This window comes from Bacillus sp. ISL-35 (genome assembly GCF_018613355.1).
Classification (GTDB): Bacteria; Bacillota; Bacilli; order Bacillales; family Cytobacillaceae; genus Mesobacillus.
Map to the genome: position 1 here is coordinate 66,675 of NZ_JAGGQK010000012.1, position 12,376 is coordinate 79,050.

General features: G+C 42.7%; 18 protein-coding genes. 1 reads left to right on the top strand and 17 read right to left on the bottom strand.

Features of this window, described 5'->3' with window-relative positions:
* Positions 1-92: 92 nt before the first annotated feature.
* The 6 genes from J7E38_RS16815 to J7E38_RS16840 all read right to left on the bottom strand — a co-directional run bounded on the left by J7E38_RS16815 (position 93) and on the right by J7E38_RS16840 (position 4,825).
* Positions 93-359 (bottom strand): hypothetical protein, encoded by a 267-nt coding sequence (locus J7E38_RS16815; protein ID WP_214705074.1) that lies wholly within the window; start codon positions 357-359, stop codon positions 93-95.
* Between the two features lie 22 nt (positions 360-381).
* Positions 382-921: a GNAT family N-acetyltransferase gene (locus tag J7E38_RS16820; protein WP_214705073.1), complete on the bottom strand. Its 540-nt coding sequence runs from the start codon at positions 919-921 to the stop codon at positions 382-384.
* A 312-nt stretch (positions 922-1,233) separates the two neighbouring features.
* Entirely contained in the window at positions 1,234-2,559 is a 1,326-nt protein-coding gene (locus J7E38_RS16825; protein WP_214705072.1) for a hemolysin family protein, read from the bottom strand.
* Positions 2,560-2,735: 176 nt separating this feature from the next.
* On the bottom strand, positions 2,736-3,491 hold the full coding sequence (locus J7E38_RS16830; RefSeq protein ID WP_483297183.1) for a TerC family protein: 756 nt from the start codon (positions 3,489-3,491) through the stop codon (positions 2,736-2,738).
* 12 nt (positions 3,492-3,503) lie between these two features.
* A complete protein-coding gene (locus tag J7E38_RS16835) occupies positions 3,504-3,653 on the bottom strand; it encodes an FbpB family small basic protein (RefSeq protein ID WP_214705070.1) in 150 nt (49 codons plus the stop codon).
* 299 nt (positions 3,654-3,952) lie between these two features.
* Positions 3,953-4,825: an AraC family transcriptional regulator gene (locus J7E38_RS16840; RefSeq protein ID WP_214705069.1), complete on the bottom strand. Its 873-nt coding sequence runs from the start codon at positions 4,823-4,825 to the stop codon at positions 3,953-3,955.
* A gap of 342 nt (positions 4,826-5,167) precedes the next feature.
* On the opposite strand from J7E38_RS16840, the gene fosM reads away from it, so the two are divergent.
* Positions 5,168-5,596 (top strand): FosM family fosfomycin resistance protein, encoded by a 429-nt coding sequence (fosM, locus tag J7E38_RS16845; RefSeq protein ID WP_214705068.1) that lies wholly within the window; start codon positions 5,168-5,170, stop codon positions 5,594-5,596.
* A gap of 46 nt (positions 5,597-5,642) precedes the next feature.
* Here the strand turns inward: fosM and J7E38_RS16850 are convergent, their stop codons facing one another.
* The 11 genes from J7E38_RS16850 to J7E38_RS16900 all read right to left on the bottom strand — a co-directional run bounded on the left by J7E38_RS16850 (position 5,643) and on the right by J7E38_RS16900 (position 12,336).
* Positions 5,643-7,583 carry an FtsX-like permease family protein gene (locus J7E38_RS16850; protein WP_214705067.1) on the bottom strand — a complete coding sequence of 647 codons (1,941 nt, stop codon included), beginning with the start codon at positions 7,581-7,583 and terminating at the stop codon, positions 5,643-5,645.
* A complete protein-coding gene (locus J7E38_RS16855) occupies positions 7,573-8,334 on the bottom strand; it encodes an ABC transporter ATP-binding protein (protein WP_214705066.1) in 762 nt (253 codons plus the stop codon). Before J7E38_RS16855 ends, J7E38_RS16850 begins: the two co-directional genes overlap by 11 nt.
* Positions 8,335-8,433: 99 nt before the next feature.
* Positions 8,434-9,435 (bottom strand): sensor histidine kinase, encoded by a 1,002-nt coding sequence (locus J7E38_RS16860; protein ID WP_214705133.1) that lies wholly within the window; start codon positions 9,433-9,435, stop codon positions 8,434-8,436.
* The gene (locus J7E38_RS16865) at positions 9,435-10,124 is read right to left on the bottom strand and encodes a response regulator transcription factor (RefSeq protein WP_214705065.1); all 690 of its coding nucleotides are present in this window, start codon (positions 10,122-10,124) and stop codon (positions 9,435-9,437) included. The genes J7E38_RS16860 and J7E38_RS16865 overlap by 1 nt, the downstream gene beginning before the upstream one ends.
* A gap of 102 nt (positions 10,125-10,226) precedes the next feature.
* Complete coding sequence (locus J7E38_RS16870) at positions 10,227-10,517, bottom strand: hypothetical protein (protein WP_214705064.1); 291 nt, start codon at positions 10,515-10,517, stop codon at positions 10,227-10,229.
* 56 nt (positions 10,518-10,573) lie between these two features.
* On the bottom strand, positions 10,574-10,867 hold the full coding sequence (locus J7E38_RS16875; protein WP_214705063.1) for a hypothetical protein: 294 nt from the start codon (positions 10,865-10,867) through the stop codon (positions 10,574-10,576).
* A gap of 21 nt (positions 10,868-10,888) precedes the next feature.
* Complete coding sequence (locus J7E38_RS16880) at positions 10,889-11,182, bottom strand: hypothetical protein (protein WP_214705062.1); 294 nt, start codon at positions 11,180-11,182, stop codon at positions 10,889-10,891.
* A gap of 21 nt (positions 11,183-11,203) precedes the next feature.
* Complete coding sequence (locus tag J7E38_RS16885; protein ID WP_214705061.1) at positions 11,204-11,365, bottom strand: hypothetical protein; 162 nt, start codon at positions 11,363-11,365, stop codon at positions 11,204-11,206.
* Positions 11,366-11,377: 12 nt separating this feature from the next.
* Positions 11,378-11,671 carry a hypothetical protein gene (locus J7E38_RS16890; protein WP_214705060.1) on the bottom strand — a complete coding sequence of 98 codons (294 nt, stop codon included), beginning with the start codon at positions 11,669-11,671 and terminating at the stop codon, positions 11,378-11,380.
* Positions 11,672-11,691: 20 nt separating this feature from the next.
* A complete protein-coding gene (locus J7E38_RS16895; protein WP_214705059.1) occupies positions 11,692-11,982 on the bottom strand; it encodes a hypothetical protein in 291 nt (96 codons plus the stop codon).
* Between the two features lie 63 nt (positions 11,983-12,045).
* Positions 12,046-12,336, bottom strand: coding sequence for a hypothetical protein (locus J7E38_RS16900; RefSeq protein WP_214705058.1), 291 nt, complete (start codon positions 12,334-12,336; stop codon positions 12,046-12,048).
* Between the last annotated feature and the right edge of the window lie 40 nt (positions 12,337-12,376).

The following is a 12,376-nucleotide window of genomic DNA, read 5'->3' on the forward strand; positions in this document are numbered from 1 at the left end:
AACTCTTTGCATGACATTTTACCATACTAAAGGGCAAGGCAGTAAATCACAGGGCTGATGCACAAAAAAGAAGCACGGAGTATATCCACGCTTCAGCTCTCGATTATTTTCATGAGTTTGTAAGCTGCTAAACTAGTCAACACTAGCCCAAATCCCAGCATGATTCCCCCGCCAACCAAGAAGGAATTAATATAACTTTTTACAATGATGTGATAATAGTCGGTATCGGCCCCGCCACGATCAGCCAGCCAGGAGTCTGCCAGCGATATGCCAAATGACACACTTTTAAAAGTCAAAAATCCTCCTGCCAAAATGAGTAAAGCACCAATGATCGCAAAACCTTGTAACCTTTCTTTCATCCCCTCACTCCCTTTTTGTAATTCACTTGATGATTCCATAACAGACTAGGTCTTCAAATCGACCCTCTTTCTTTACCTGTTCAAGTAAAATGCCTTCTTTCATCATGCCCAACTTTTGCATGACTTTTCCGGAAGCCGGATTCGACTGAAAATAGCGAGCATACACCTTGTGGTAACCCTTTACTTCAAACGCAAAATCGATCACGGCCCTGGCAGCCTCCGTCGCATACCCTTTTCCCCAGTATTCTTCTCCGATCCAATAAGCGATCTCCCCGTTGCTGTACTTCTGGATATTGGACAAGGCCACCGCTCCATATAACTCTCCACTTTCCCTGTCCGTTACAGCAAACTCATATAACCGCTCAGCATCAAAATGCTCCTGGTGGGCTGCCATCCACACCAAAGCATCCTCAACCGAGTAAGGATATGGCAGGTTCAGCGTGCTTTTATAAAGATTATAATTATTGCAAAGCCTGGCGACAGCCGGTGCATCCGACTCCTGAAATAGCCTCAGCACCAGTCGATGGGTAGTAATTGTCCTGTTTGGTGCATCATAAATCACGAGAATTCCTCCATTCATGTAAAAAAGAACCATCTTACCTTCCAGTTAGGATAGAATTCAACAAAAAAACACGAAATTCCTTTTCAGACCGTGTAGTTTTCCAATTAATTCCGCGAGTTAAGATCCGCGAAAATCCACATTAATACCGCGAACTGGAAACGCTGGGCTGAATGATTAGAAGGAATCTGCCTTCATTAAGCAGTGCAGATTGGTGTAAACAGATAAAAGCACAGGAGATGAAATCCCCTGTGCCTGCTGTTCAAATATCCTTTACTTGTTCAGACAAAGCCAAATCAGGCAGCAGATCCGATACTATTCTGATATTTCGGCAGAATCTTTTATACGTACATTAACACGGGCAATCCTTCTGTCATCCATTTCGGCAACAGAAAACACAATATCCTTATATTCCACCTCTGGCCGTTCATCCTGTCCCGGGATAAATCCAAGCTGGCCGAGTACAAATCTGCTCAATGTATCATAGTCTTCACTGGGAAGTTCTACCTTTAAAACTTCCTCCACCTCATATAGATTGAGGGTACCATCCATTGAATATTGGTTGGTATCAACCTGTTCAATCTCGGCGATATCAAGTTCCGGTTCATCATACTCATCGAAAATATTGCCGACGATTTCCTCAATCAGGTCCTCGATTGTCACAATCCCATCGGTCCCACCATATTCATCAATGGCAACCGCCATATGGATATTGCTCTTCTGCATAACCTTGAATAACTGATCTAGCCTCATTGATTCCAGGATAAAACTTGGTTCCCGGAGCATGCCTCTTAGGTCAAACTCTTCCTGGTCAGCGCATTCAATGAATGGAATTAAGTCCTTCGTATGAAGGATACCAATGATTTGATCAATGCTCCCTTCATAGACAGGCATTCTCGTGTACTTTTCACGATTGACAATTTGCACAGTCTCTTTCAGACTCGTGTCAGCTGATAGCGCGACAATATTGGTTCGGTGGGTCATGATGTCAGAGACCGTCTTATTATCGAATTCGAAAATATTGTTGATCATCATTTTTTCTGAATCCTGTATCGTTCCTTTTTCTCTGCCGACATCCACCATCATCCTGATTTCTTCCTCTGTCACATTCTCTTCATCGGCATTAGGATCGACGCCGAACAGCCTGACAATTCCATTAGTGGACAGTGTCAGTAACTTTACGAATGGTGACGATACCTTGGATAAGATCGTTAAAGGTGCAGCGGCGAACATGGCAATCGGTTCTGCTTTTTGAAGCGCAAGCCGCTTTGGAACCAATTCTCCCAATACGAGGGTAAAATACGACAACATCAAAGTAATCGTGATGACAGAAACCAATTCAAGCATGCTTTGAGAAAGCGGTACGCCCAATTCGTTTAATAATGCAGCCATCCTTCCCGCAAAGCTTTCGGCAGCGAATGCACTCGCCAGGAAACCTGCCAGCGTGATGCCAATCTGGATGGTCGCCAAAAATCGGCTTGGTTCTGAGGTTAAATTATCCAGCATTTTCGCCTTTTTATCTCCGCTTTCTGCCATCAGTTTGATTTTATTATCATTTAAAGATATTAACGCAATCTCTGATGCCGCAAAAAATGCATTCAGGACAATCAGGATCAATAACACGACTATCTCGGTTCCCAAAAGGGATCGACCTCCAAATTTATCTTTTCCATGATTGTATCACAAAGATTGAAATAACATGGCATTCGAAGCATTTCAGCCAAACTGTCTTCAATCCTCATTGGAATAGCCAATTCACTATAAAAAGATGCACATCTATATCCTTTGCAATGACACTTTAAATTCCCCTGCCATATTTAGACAACCTGCTTTTCTTCCTTATCCTTCGTCATAAACCACCCAGCTGCTGCAATCCCAACAAGGACAGTATAGAAGAACAGCTTCCACTCAACGGAATGGGCGAAATCGTAGGACAGGACTCCAATATCAGGATGTCCGAGCGTCAATACAGTCAGCTTGACGCCTACCCAGCCGACAATCGCAAAAGCGGCAATCTCAAGACCTGGACGGGACTGGAGCAGTTTCACAAACAGGTTTGCAGCGAAACGCATGATGATCAAGCCGATCAATCCGCCTGCAAAAATAACCAGGAACTTGCCGCCATCCATTCCGCCAATCTCCGGCAGGTTTGTGTTCGGCAGGGTCATCGCCAGCGCTACAGCCGCAAGGATCGAGTCAACCGCAAAGGCGATATCCGCCAGCTCAACCTTAAAAACGGTCGCCCAGAAACCGGATTTCTTTTTCTCCTCAGCATCTAAAACGTCTTCCACCTTCTTAAAATAGAGCTTCCTGACGATATGATTGATTGCGATGAATAACAGGTATAGCGCGCCAATTGCCTGCACCTGCCACACATCGACCAGGAAAGAAATGATGAACAATGAAGCAAACCGGAATACAAACGCTCCAGCCAGACCATAGAATAGTGCCTTTTTCCGCTCCTCTTCCGGCAGATGCTTGACCATGATCGCCAATACTAATGCATTATCAGCTGCGAGCAATCCTTCCAAGGCCACTAAAAGCAGCAATACCCATCCGTACTCGAATAACATTGTCAGTTCCAATTATATTTCCCCCTTTACCATCAGTTTTGTTTGACCCATACGTCTCTTTTCAATCCGCTCCTCGATTTTTTTCATCTGCTTTTCATCCTCCAATAGCTCACGCCTGTTAGCATTCAGCAATTCTTCAAAAGTCACTTTTTTCTTTTTCACCCTCAACAGCTCCTTTTCAATAGATTCATATCATTGAAAGCTCCTGTCCGTCTGCTGCCTGTAAAATAGAAAAAGACCCTTGCCAGACATGGCAAAGGTCTAATGACAACAAAAAAGACCTTTACCGAAACGGTAAAGGTCTTGCTAACAACATCAACGTTGCCAACAAAGCCGGGAGATATCATACCTCCGAAATGACGACTCTGCTGTAAAAGCTACTCCCCTTTAGGAGAACTATTCAATTAATTACTAACAATATAATTCATGCCCTGGCATTCTGTCAATATGAAAGTGTTCCGTTACTTTCTTTTTACAGGAATCCATATCTCGCTCCGGAACTGAGGAGAAGTCACATCTTTTTGCTCATTCCAGAGAATTTCCGGTCCTTCCACTTGTTCATAGGCTGAGGATGGGAACCACTCGGAATAGATTCTGCCCCACACATTTTGAAGTGTTTCAGGAAAAGGGCCAACCGCCTCGAAAACCGCCCATGTTGAAGATACAACTTCCAGCGAGTCAAAATGGGCCGGACACTCCTTCGTTGTAGCAGCGCCAATATAATGGTCCAGTTCCCCTTTCCCTTCCATACGCCCTTCGGAAAAATTCGTGGATGCACTGACCAAGCCCATCGGCTCTATATCCGACAGCGCCTTCATAATCTGTATCTTTTCCATATCCAAACTCTGCCACATCTTAGCGATTTCCGGATTTACACCATGGTAAATCAGCGGCACCCTTTTCTTGATTCCAACAATGAGAAATGCATCTTTTTCGACGATTCGATAATTCATTTCAGAACCTCCCTGTATTGATAACTGGAAGGTCATGGGTGGGTATGCTTTTAAAGAATGACCGGGTATCCTTGCTTCCGATGGAGTGATCCCATGCAAACTTTGGAACGCCCTTGTAAAAGAATCCGGTGATCGATAACCATACTTCATGGCCACATCGATCACTTTGACATTCCCATCCTCCAGCTCGAATGCCGCTAACGTCAGCTTCCTCCGCCTAATGTATTCAGAAAGTGAAACACCAGCAAGAAAAGAGAACATTCTTTTAAAATGATATTCCGAACAATAGGCACACCTGGCTACTTCCTTGAAATCAATTTCTTCGGCCAGATTCTCCTCGATATATTTCATGGCTTCATTCATACTCTTGAGCATATCCATGTCACGACCTCCTTCCTCATTAACAATAACAGGATCTGAAACCAGGCATCCGACAATCCGTGCACCATTTTTGCAGTGCGAAGAAGCAGCACTTTCGGTTTCCTTAAAAATGAATTCTCTTTTCAGCAATTATAACATCAGGTATATCAAGACCGATGATTTGCAAAAAGGCGCGAATCGAACTCTTTAGTAGTCTTGGTCTCTACGTAAGTACAGGATTCATTTTTCAATTCCCACTAGTTCAAAGCCTTCTGAACCCAGCCCTGTTGAAAACACGCAATCATCCTAAAAAGGAAAAACATCACTAATCATAGAACACTAATAGGAAAGCGAGGTGATCGTATGCATGTCCAAGGTTTGAATCATTTGCTCTTTTCAGTGGCCAATCTGGAGACCTCAATTGAATTTTATCAAAAGGTTTTTAATGCCAGGCTGCTGGTGAAGGGGCGGACTACCGCCTATTTTGACTTGAATGGTATATGGATCGCTTTGAACACCGAAGCAGATATACCGCGGAATGAAATCCATCACTCTTATACTCATATTGCCTTTACAATAGCCGAGGCGGAGTTTGAGGAGGTATATGAAAAACTGGTGAAATTGGGCGTAAACATCCTTCCAGGCCGTACTAGAGACGAAAGGGATAAGAAGTCCATTTACTTTACAGATCCTGATGGCCACAAGTTCGAATTCCATACCGGTTCATTGGAGGATCGGCTTGATTACTACAAAAACGAAATGAAACATATGGAGTTTTATGATGAAGAGTAATTAACGAAAAAACAATAAAAGCGCAGGGTAAGCTCCTGCGCTTTTGTTAAAGAGATTCCCGAATGACTTTCTTAGAATGAACTACAGAAAGTACCGCGAAAATCGAATACAAGGCTGTGTATAGCCCCATGACAATCAGCATTGGCCACCACAGTTCTGTTCCGAAAAAGAACCAGCCGGATTTGACGGCGAAGTAGCTGTGCAGCAGGCCGATTGCTAATGGGATGCCGAAATTGAATGCCTGTTTCGCCTGGATTCCTTTTAGTAAATCTCCCTGGGTAAAACCGAGCTTTCTTAAAATTGTATAATTCGGTTTTTCGTCTTCTGTCTGATCCATTTGTTTAAAATAAAGGATGCATCCAGACGTGACGAGGAAGGTCAGCCCGAGGAAACCGACAATGAACATAATGAGACCCATCTGTTTCTTTTGGATATTTTCATTGTCCAGGCGGGATTCGGTCCCATCCTTTTCCTGGTACTTATTTTCATTGAACAGGCCATTCGCTTTCACTAAATCATTCTCGTTTTTAATATCAATTCCAATATACAATGAAGAGCCTCTTTGGATGGAAGGGTCCAAATCACCCTTTAATTTCGCGAACACGGACTCATCGACAACAGCCACAGGTGAACCGCCGAAATACCGGGAAATCGGAAATTCCTTTTCCATTCCAAAATATTGTAGAGGAATGGCATGATTTTTACCGATGATCTCGATCGGTCCTGAATCTTTCATAGAGAGAAATTTCATCATGATATCATTGTAGCCTGTCAAATAGGCTTCTCCCTCATCCACTTCCCTTTGCCCTTCAGACTTTTCGCTAATGACCGAAACGCCCATTGATTTAGGATCCTGGGTGTATCCATCCATTTTCAGTCCAATGATTTCTTCTGCGTTCATCACCGCATGCAGAACCTCAATCCTTTTCTCCGTATACCCGATATCTTTCGACTCCAATTTCTTCATAAAATCAGCAGCGGAGTCCATATCGACAAAAGCAAAGTTTTCGGGAACATTATTTTTTGCCGTCTGCTCTGCCGAGTAGTAGGAGATATAGCTTAAGGATAATAAGCCAATCGCGAGGGCAGATACCGTCGTGATGATCGTTAACACCAACGCATTCGACTTCATCCTGAACATGATGGAGGATAACGACAGCACTTCATTAATATTTAAATACCCATCTTTCCTTTTCCGGATGAGATTGGCAACGAAGCTGACAGATCCTTTGTAAAACAGATACGTCCCGATGATGACCGACGCTAAAATGAACACCATTGCGAAAAAGAGTTCGTTCACGGTTGTGAAGTCCCCTTCGAACAGCTTGGATGACACATAATACCCGATCCCAATCAGTGTAATGCCAAGAATGCCAATCAACATCTCCCAAAAAGAGATCTTTTTTGCCCGGCCTTCAGCATTTGAAACGACCCTGAACAGGGATAGAATGCTTTGCCGTTTGATGAAAAGAAAGTTCAACAGCAGCATCAATACATAGATGACCGAAAAGACGATCAGTGTCTGCAGTAGGGCTATTCCGGAAAAATGGAGCTTAGCAATCCCTTCAACCTGGGTGATTTTGAACAAAATCATGATGATTAACTTGGATACCGAAAATCCGAGGAAAACGCCCGCCAACAAGGAGCCGTAATATAGGAGGAAGTTTTCGACACTCAGGATCCGAAAAATTTTGCCCTTTGTCATCCCGACCAGCTGGAATAAGCCGATCTCCTTGCTTCTCCTTTTGATAAAAATATTATTGGCGTAGGTGAGAAAAATCGCCACAATGCCTACGAGCAGAACAGATGCCGATTTAATAGCCGCCCCGCCTTTAATCGAACCCTTCGTTTCATGCATGGACGGGTCATATTGAAGGGTAACGAAGGCGAAATAAAGGGCGACACTGAACATCAAGGCAAAAACATACAAATAGTAATTTTTAAGGTTCTTCTTCAAATTACGAAGTATCAGCTGATTAACGCTCATGATGCACACCGCCCAATACGCTCTGGGTTTTCATGATGTCCTTGAAAAATTCCTGTCTCGTCTGGTCACCTTTATTCAGTTCCGTATAGATAAGACCATCCTTTATAAAAATAACCCGGCCGCAGTAGCTTGCCGCAACTGGATCATGAGTGACCATCAGAATCGTCGCCTGCCGCTTCTGATTCAAATCACTCAGTTTATTCAAAAGGTCTGAAGCCGATTTTGAATCGAGTGCGCCTGTCGGTTCATCTGCAAAAATGATGCTCGGGTCATGGATGAAAGCTCGTGCAGCGGACGTACGCTGCTTTTGCCCACCGGAAATCTCATTTGGATATTTACTCTTCAACTCCAGAATTCCAAGTTCTGCTGCAATCGCTTCAAACCGTTGATCCGCTTCCTTCTTGGGCGTCTTGCTAACGGAAAGTGGCAAAAGGATATTTTCCTTCACCGTCAGCGTATCGAGCAAATTGTAATCTTGGAACAAAAAGCCCAGGTGCTCCTTGCGGAATTCTGCCAGCTGCTTTTCCTTCATTCCGGTAATCTCGTTCCCTTCAATCTTGATTGAACCAGTGGTTACCTTATCGATAGAGGAAAGGACATTCAGCAGAGTCGTTTTCCCTGATCCAGAGGCACCCATGATGCTCACGAACTCCCCTTTGAAAATTTTCAGGTCGAGCCCTTTCAGCACTTCCTGTTTATTGAACTTGTTTCCATATGTTTTATGAAGTTTGGCCGCTTCCAATAAAATCATGTTCACACATCCTTTCTATGATAGATTCATTATAAAATCCTGCCTGTTTTCCTTCCTTCGATTCAGGTAACAAATCAACAAAGGCATGTGACATTTTTGTCACATGCCTGTTATCCGGACAAAATCATTGCTCTTAGGGAAAGTTAGCTTGAACGTACTTCCTTTGCCTGGCGCTGATTCCACATCAATCTTGATTTTCAGTGAGTCCGCTGCTTTTCTTGCCAGATATAAGCCCATTCCCGTTGCTGCATTGTCCTGATGATGAGCTGTTGAGGTAAATCCCTTTTCAAAAATGCGCGGGAGATCCCTGGAATCAATTCCCCTGCCTGTGTCGGCAACTTCGAGTATGGTTTGCCCGTTCTGCTGATCGCTTCTTACCTGAATATCAGATCTTTCGCTGTATTTCACGGCATTCGTCAGCAGCTGCCTGATGATAAACGCAAGCCATTTGGCATCGGTCATGACTTCCGAGTATTTCAGGTCGATATCAAAACCTATGCCCTTTTGGATGCACCACGACTGAAGCGTTTTGACCTCGCCGAAAATCACGTGTTCCAAATCGATACGCTCAATATACAAGTCATTTTCCATGAACGGAATCCGTCTTTGATGCAGCTGCTGATCCAGTAAAAGGTGGATCCGCAGCCACTCATAGGTTATTTCTTTTTTCAGCATCTGATCCTCAAGCCGGTCAATCATCAAGCTCAAAGCCGTCAGCGGCGTTTTCACCTCATGGATCCAGGAAAGCAATTCATCCTTTTCTTCGTCCAGCATCCGCTCATTCTCGGAAACTTTTTTTCTCAGCCCTTCGAAATGATGGGTGATGCTTTCAGCTGCCATCCTTTCAACAGGACTGAGGAATTCTTTGTTTGAAAAATCAAGAAGATCTTCCGCTTCTTCTAGCTCCTGATAAAATCTCATTTCCTTTTGATAGCGCATCGCTAAAAAAATCACAAAAATAATGAGTGATAGAAAGACATAATAAAGAATCGACGTGAGTGATACGGCCGAATCGATATAAGCGATGAAAACAGCGAGGAACTGAAGCAGCAAGAATAACAGGATCCAGCTCCGCCGTTCCTTTAGATATGTAGTAATCATCATCCATGATCCTCTTCAACAGCCATATATCCCTGCCCGACCTTCGTTTCAATTTTATGGCCAAGCCCGATTTCATCCAGTTTTTTCCGCAGTCGATTGACGTTGACCGTCAGCGTGTTGTCGCTGATGAACCGCTTATCATCCCAAAGGCTGTTCATCACCTCATCACGGCTGACAATTCTGTTTTTCTGCTCAATCAGCAGCTTTAAGATAAATATTTCATTCTTCGTCAATTCGATTCGGCCATTTTCATTTTCAACCGTATTCTTATCATAATCAATCGTCGCCCGGCACCATGTTTTCAACTGGTTCTGAGTCGTATTATAATTATAGGCACGGCGAAGGATTGCCTGGATTTTCGCAATCAGCACATCAAAATGGAACGGCTTCTGGACAAAATCATCCGCCCCCATCTGCATCGACATGACCATGTCGGTTGGGTGGTCACGCGAAGAAAGAAAAATAATCGGCACATTTGAATGGGACCGAATCATCCGGCACCAATGAAAGCCATCAAACCTCGGCAGCTGGATATCGATGATCACCAGATCAGGCTTGATTTTGCTAAAATCACTCATCACATCACCGAAATCCGTAACTCCATACACCTCATAAGACCATTGCGTAAGACGGTCCCGGATCTCATTGAACAACGACGCATCATCCTCAATCAATAAAAGCTTTAACAACTAAATCACCACATTTACACTTCAATACCATTATTGTATAGGAATATTTTTCTATACGCCAGATTCATTGCGACAGGGCAGAAGGCGCCCTCTCCCAAACATCTACAATGCAACCGACAGCCTCCACAGAAAAAATATCGCCGCAAGTGCCAATCCAGAAAGTATGGTCTTTTTACTGATTTTATCCCCTTTTTCATTCGTAGCCTTTAAAGCTATCGAGCCTGTTATCAATCCAGTTATAGATAAACCCAGGAATAAGTAGGCATAGGTTTCATTGCCCTCCAAATGAATAGTTCCATCTGCATCTGCTGCATTGAAAGCCCATATAATGCCGCTAATTAGAGTAACAGGAATGATTATTGCTGTTATATAAGTCAACACCTTCTTGGACATACCAATCACCTGCTTAATTTTATTAATGGTTTTTATTCGATGACCTGACTACACATCTACAACGAAACCGACAGTCTCCACAGAAAAAACATCACAGCAAATGCCAATCCAGAAAGGAGAGTCTTTTTACTAATCTTATCGCCTTTTTCATTCGTGGCTTTTAAACTAATTGATCCCGTTATCAATCCAGTTATAGATAAACCCAGGAACAAGTAAAAGTAAGTTTCATTTCCTTCGTAGGGAATATTTCCATCTGCATCTGCATCAACAGTGAAAATCCATATAAAAGCGCCAATTAACGTAATAGAAATGATGATTCCTGTTATGTAAGTCAACACCTTCTTTGACACACCATCACCTGCTTATTTTAATTAGTCTAAAGACCTTACAACACTCCAGGCAATAACGAGTAAGCCCATTACTATACCTGTCAATACAGCTTTCCTGGTTATTTTGCTGCCCTTTTCTTTTACACTAGTAAAATCAACTCCCGCCAAAACCACAGCTATTAACATGAGGCCAATAAATAGAATAAGAGGCATCTCATGTTTTGTCGGGTCGATCACTCCCTCTTCTTTTTCCACAAGATATCCCCATATACAAAAACTTCCGAAAACTAAAATGCTGTATATGTAGGAAATGGCTGTTAAAGTCTTTTTCTTCATTTATTTCACCCTTATCTTCCTTTACATGGTAACCGACAGTCTCCACAAAAAAATAATTCCTGCCACGGCCAAGCCCGAAAGCACAGCCTTCCTGCTGATTTTGTCGCCCTTTTCAATGCTTGCTCTTAAGGAAATAGCACCGGTAATTAAACTGGCAAGTACCAAGAAAATAATGGCGTACATTTCATTGCCTCATCACCTTAACGTGGAAGCTGCTTTCAAAACAATAAATAATAGGACAATGACAATTCCGGCAATCCATGATTTCCGGTTAATTGAATCACCTTTCCCCTTTACACTGCTAAGATTCACTGCGGCTAACACCATACCTATAATCATCAAAGTGATGAATATCGTTAAAGGCAATTTATGTTCACTCGGATACACTAATCCCTCATCGTTTTGAACGGAAAACCCCCAGATAAAAAAACTTCCGAAAACTAAAATGTTGTATAAGTAAGAAATGGTTGTTAAAGTCTTTTTCTTCAATAACCTCACCTCTCTTTCCGTTACCTAGATAATGACAGTCTCCACAGAACAAAGATGACGGCCACAGCCAACCCAGAGATTATGGTACTTTTACTGACCTTTTTGCTATTTTCATTCGTTGCCCTCAAAGCAATTGAACCCGTTGTCACCGCCAATAGGGAAAGCGCTAAAAAGATGTAAGCGATAAGTTCATTTCCCTCCAGCTGTACTTTTCCATTTTCATCCTTAGCAAAATAAGCCCAAATAAAAAAAGTTGGTATAGTAACTAAAACGGTAATCCCGGAAATATAACTGAGTACTTTTTTGGACATACAATCACCTTCTCATCATAAATATGCTATCTTCAAGCAAATGCCGGAACTGAATAAGACTCCTTATAATGTGACTGAAAGCCTCCACACTAAAAATATCGCAGCAAAAATCACCCCTGATATCAATGTCTTTTTGTTTATTTTGTCACCTTTTTCATTTGTAGCCTTCAAGGCAATCGACCCGGTTACCATTCCAATCAATCCCAAAACAAGAAAGGTATAAACATACATTTCGTTTCCTTCAAAATGAACAACACCGTTTTCGTCCGCGGCAGTTATAACCCAGATTATTGAGCCAATTAAAGTGATGGTGCCAGATATAGCTGCTATGATTTCCATTAACCTCCTGGACATTTTTCTCACCCCCGTTAAAGTAGTAGTCTAAGAAACTATA

Excerpts from the sequence above, each read along its gene's own strand:
- J7E38_RS16815 (WP_214705074.1), bottom strand. The coding sequence starts at position 359 with ATGAAAGAAAGGTTACAAGGTTTTGCGATCATTGGTGCTTTACTCATT.
- J7E38_RS16840 (WP_214705069.1), bottom strand. The coding sequence starts at position 4,825 with ATGGATATGCTCAAGAGTATGAATGAAGCCATGAAATATATCGAGGAG.
- fosM (WP_214705068.1), top strand. The coding sequence starts at position 5,168 with ATGCATGTCCAAGGTTTGAATCATTTGCTCTTTTCAGTGGCCAATCTG.
- J7E38_RS16850 (WP_214705067.1), bottom strand. The coding sequence starts at position 7,583 with ATGAGCGTTAATCAGCTGATACTTCGTAATTTGAAGAAGAACCTTAAA.
- J7E38_RS16855 (WP_214705066.1), bottom strand. The coding sequence starts at position 8,334 with ATGATTTTATTGGAAGCGGCCAAACTTCATAAAACATATGGAAACAAG.
- J7E38_RS16870 (WP_214705064.1), bottom strand. The coding sequence starts at position 10,517 with ATGTCCAAGAAGGTGTTGACTTATATAACAGCAATAATCATTCCTGTT.
- J7E38_RS16860 (WP_214705133.1), bottom strand. The coding sequence starts at position 9,435 with ATGATTACTACATATCTAAAGGAACGGCGGAGCTGGATCCTGTTATTC.
- J7E38_RS16830 (WP_483297183.1), bottom strand. The coding sequence starts at position 3,491 with ATGTTATTCGAGTACGGATGGGTATTGCTGCTTTTAGTGGCCTTGGAA.
- J7E38_RS16895 (WP_214705059.1), bottom strand. The coding sequence starts at position 11,982 with ATGTCCAAAAAAGTACTCAGTTATATTTCCGGGATTACCGTTTTAGTT.
- J7E38_RS16885 (WP_214705061.1), bottom strand. The coding sequence starts at position 11,365 with ATGTACGCCATTATTTTCTTGGTACTTGCCAGTTTAATTACCGGTGCT.
- J7E38_RS16900 (WP_214705058.1), bottom strand. The coding sequence starts at position 12,336 with ATGTCCAGGAGGTTAATGGAAATCATAGCAGCTATATCTGGCACCATC.
- J7E38_RS16880 (WP_214705062.1), bottom strand. The coding sequence starts at position 11,182 with ATGAAGAAAAAGACTTTAACAGCCATTTCCTACATATACAGCATTTTA.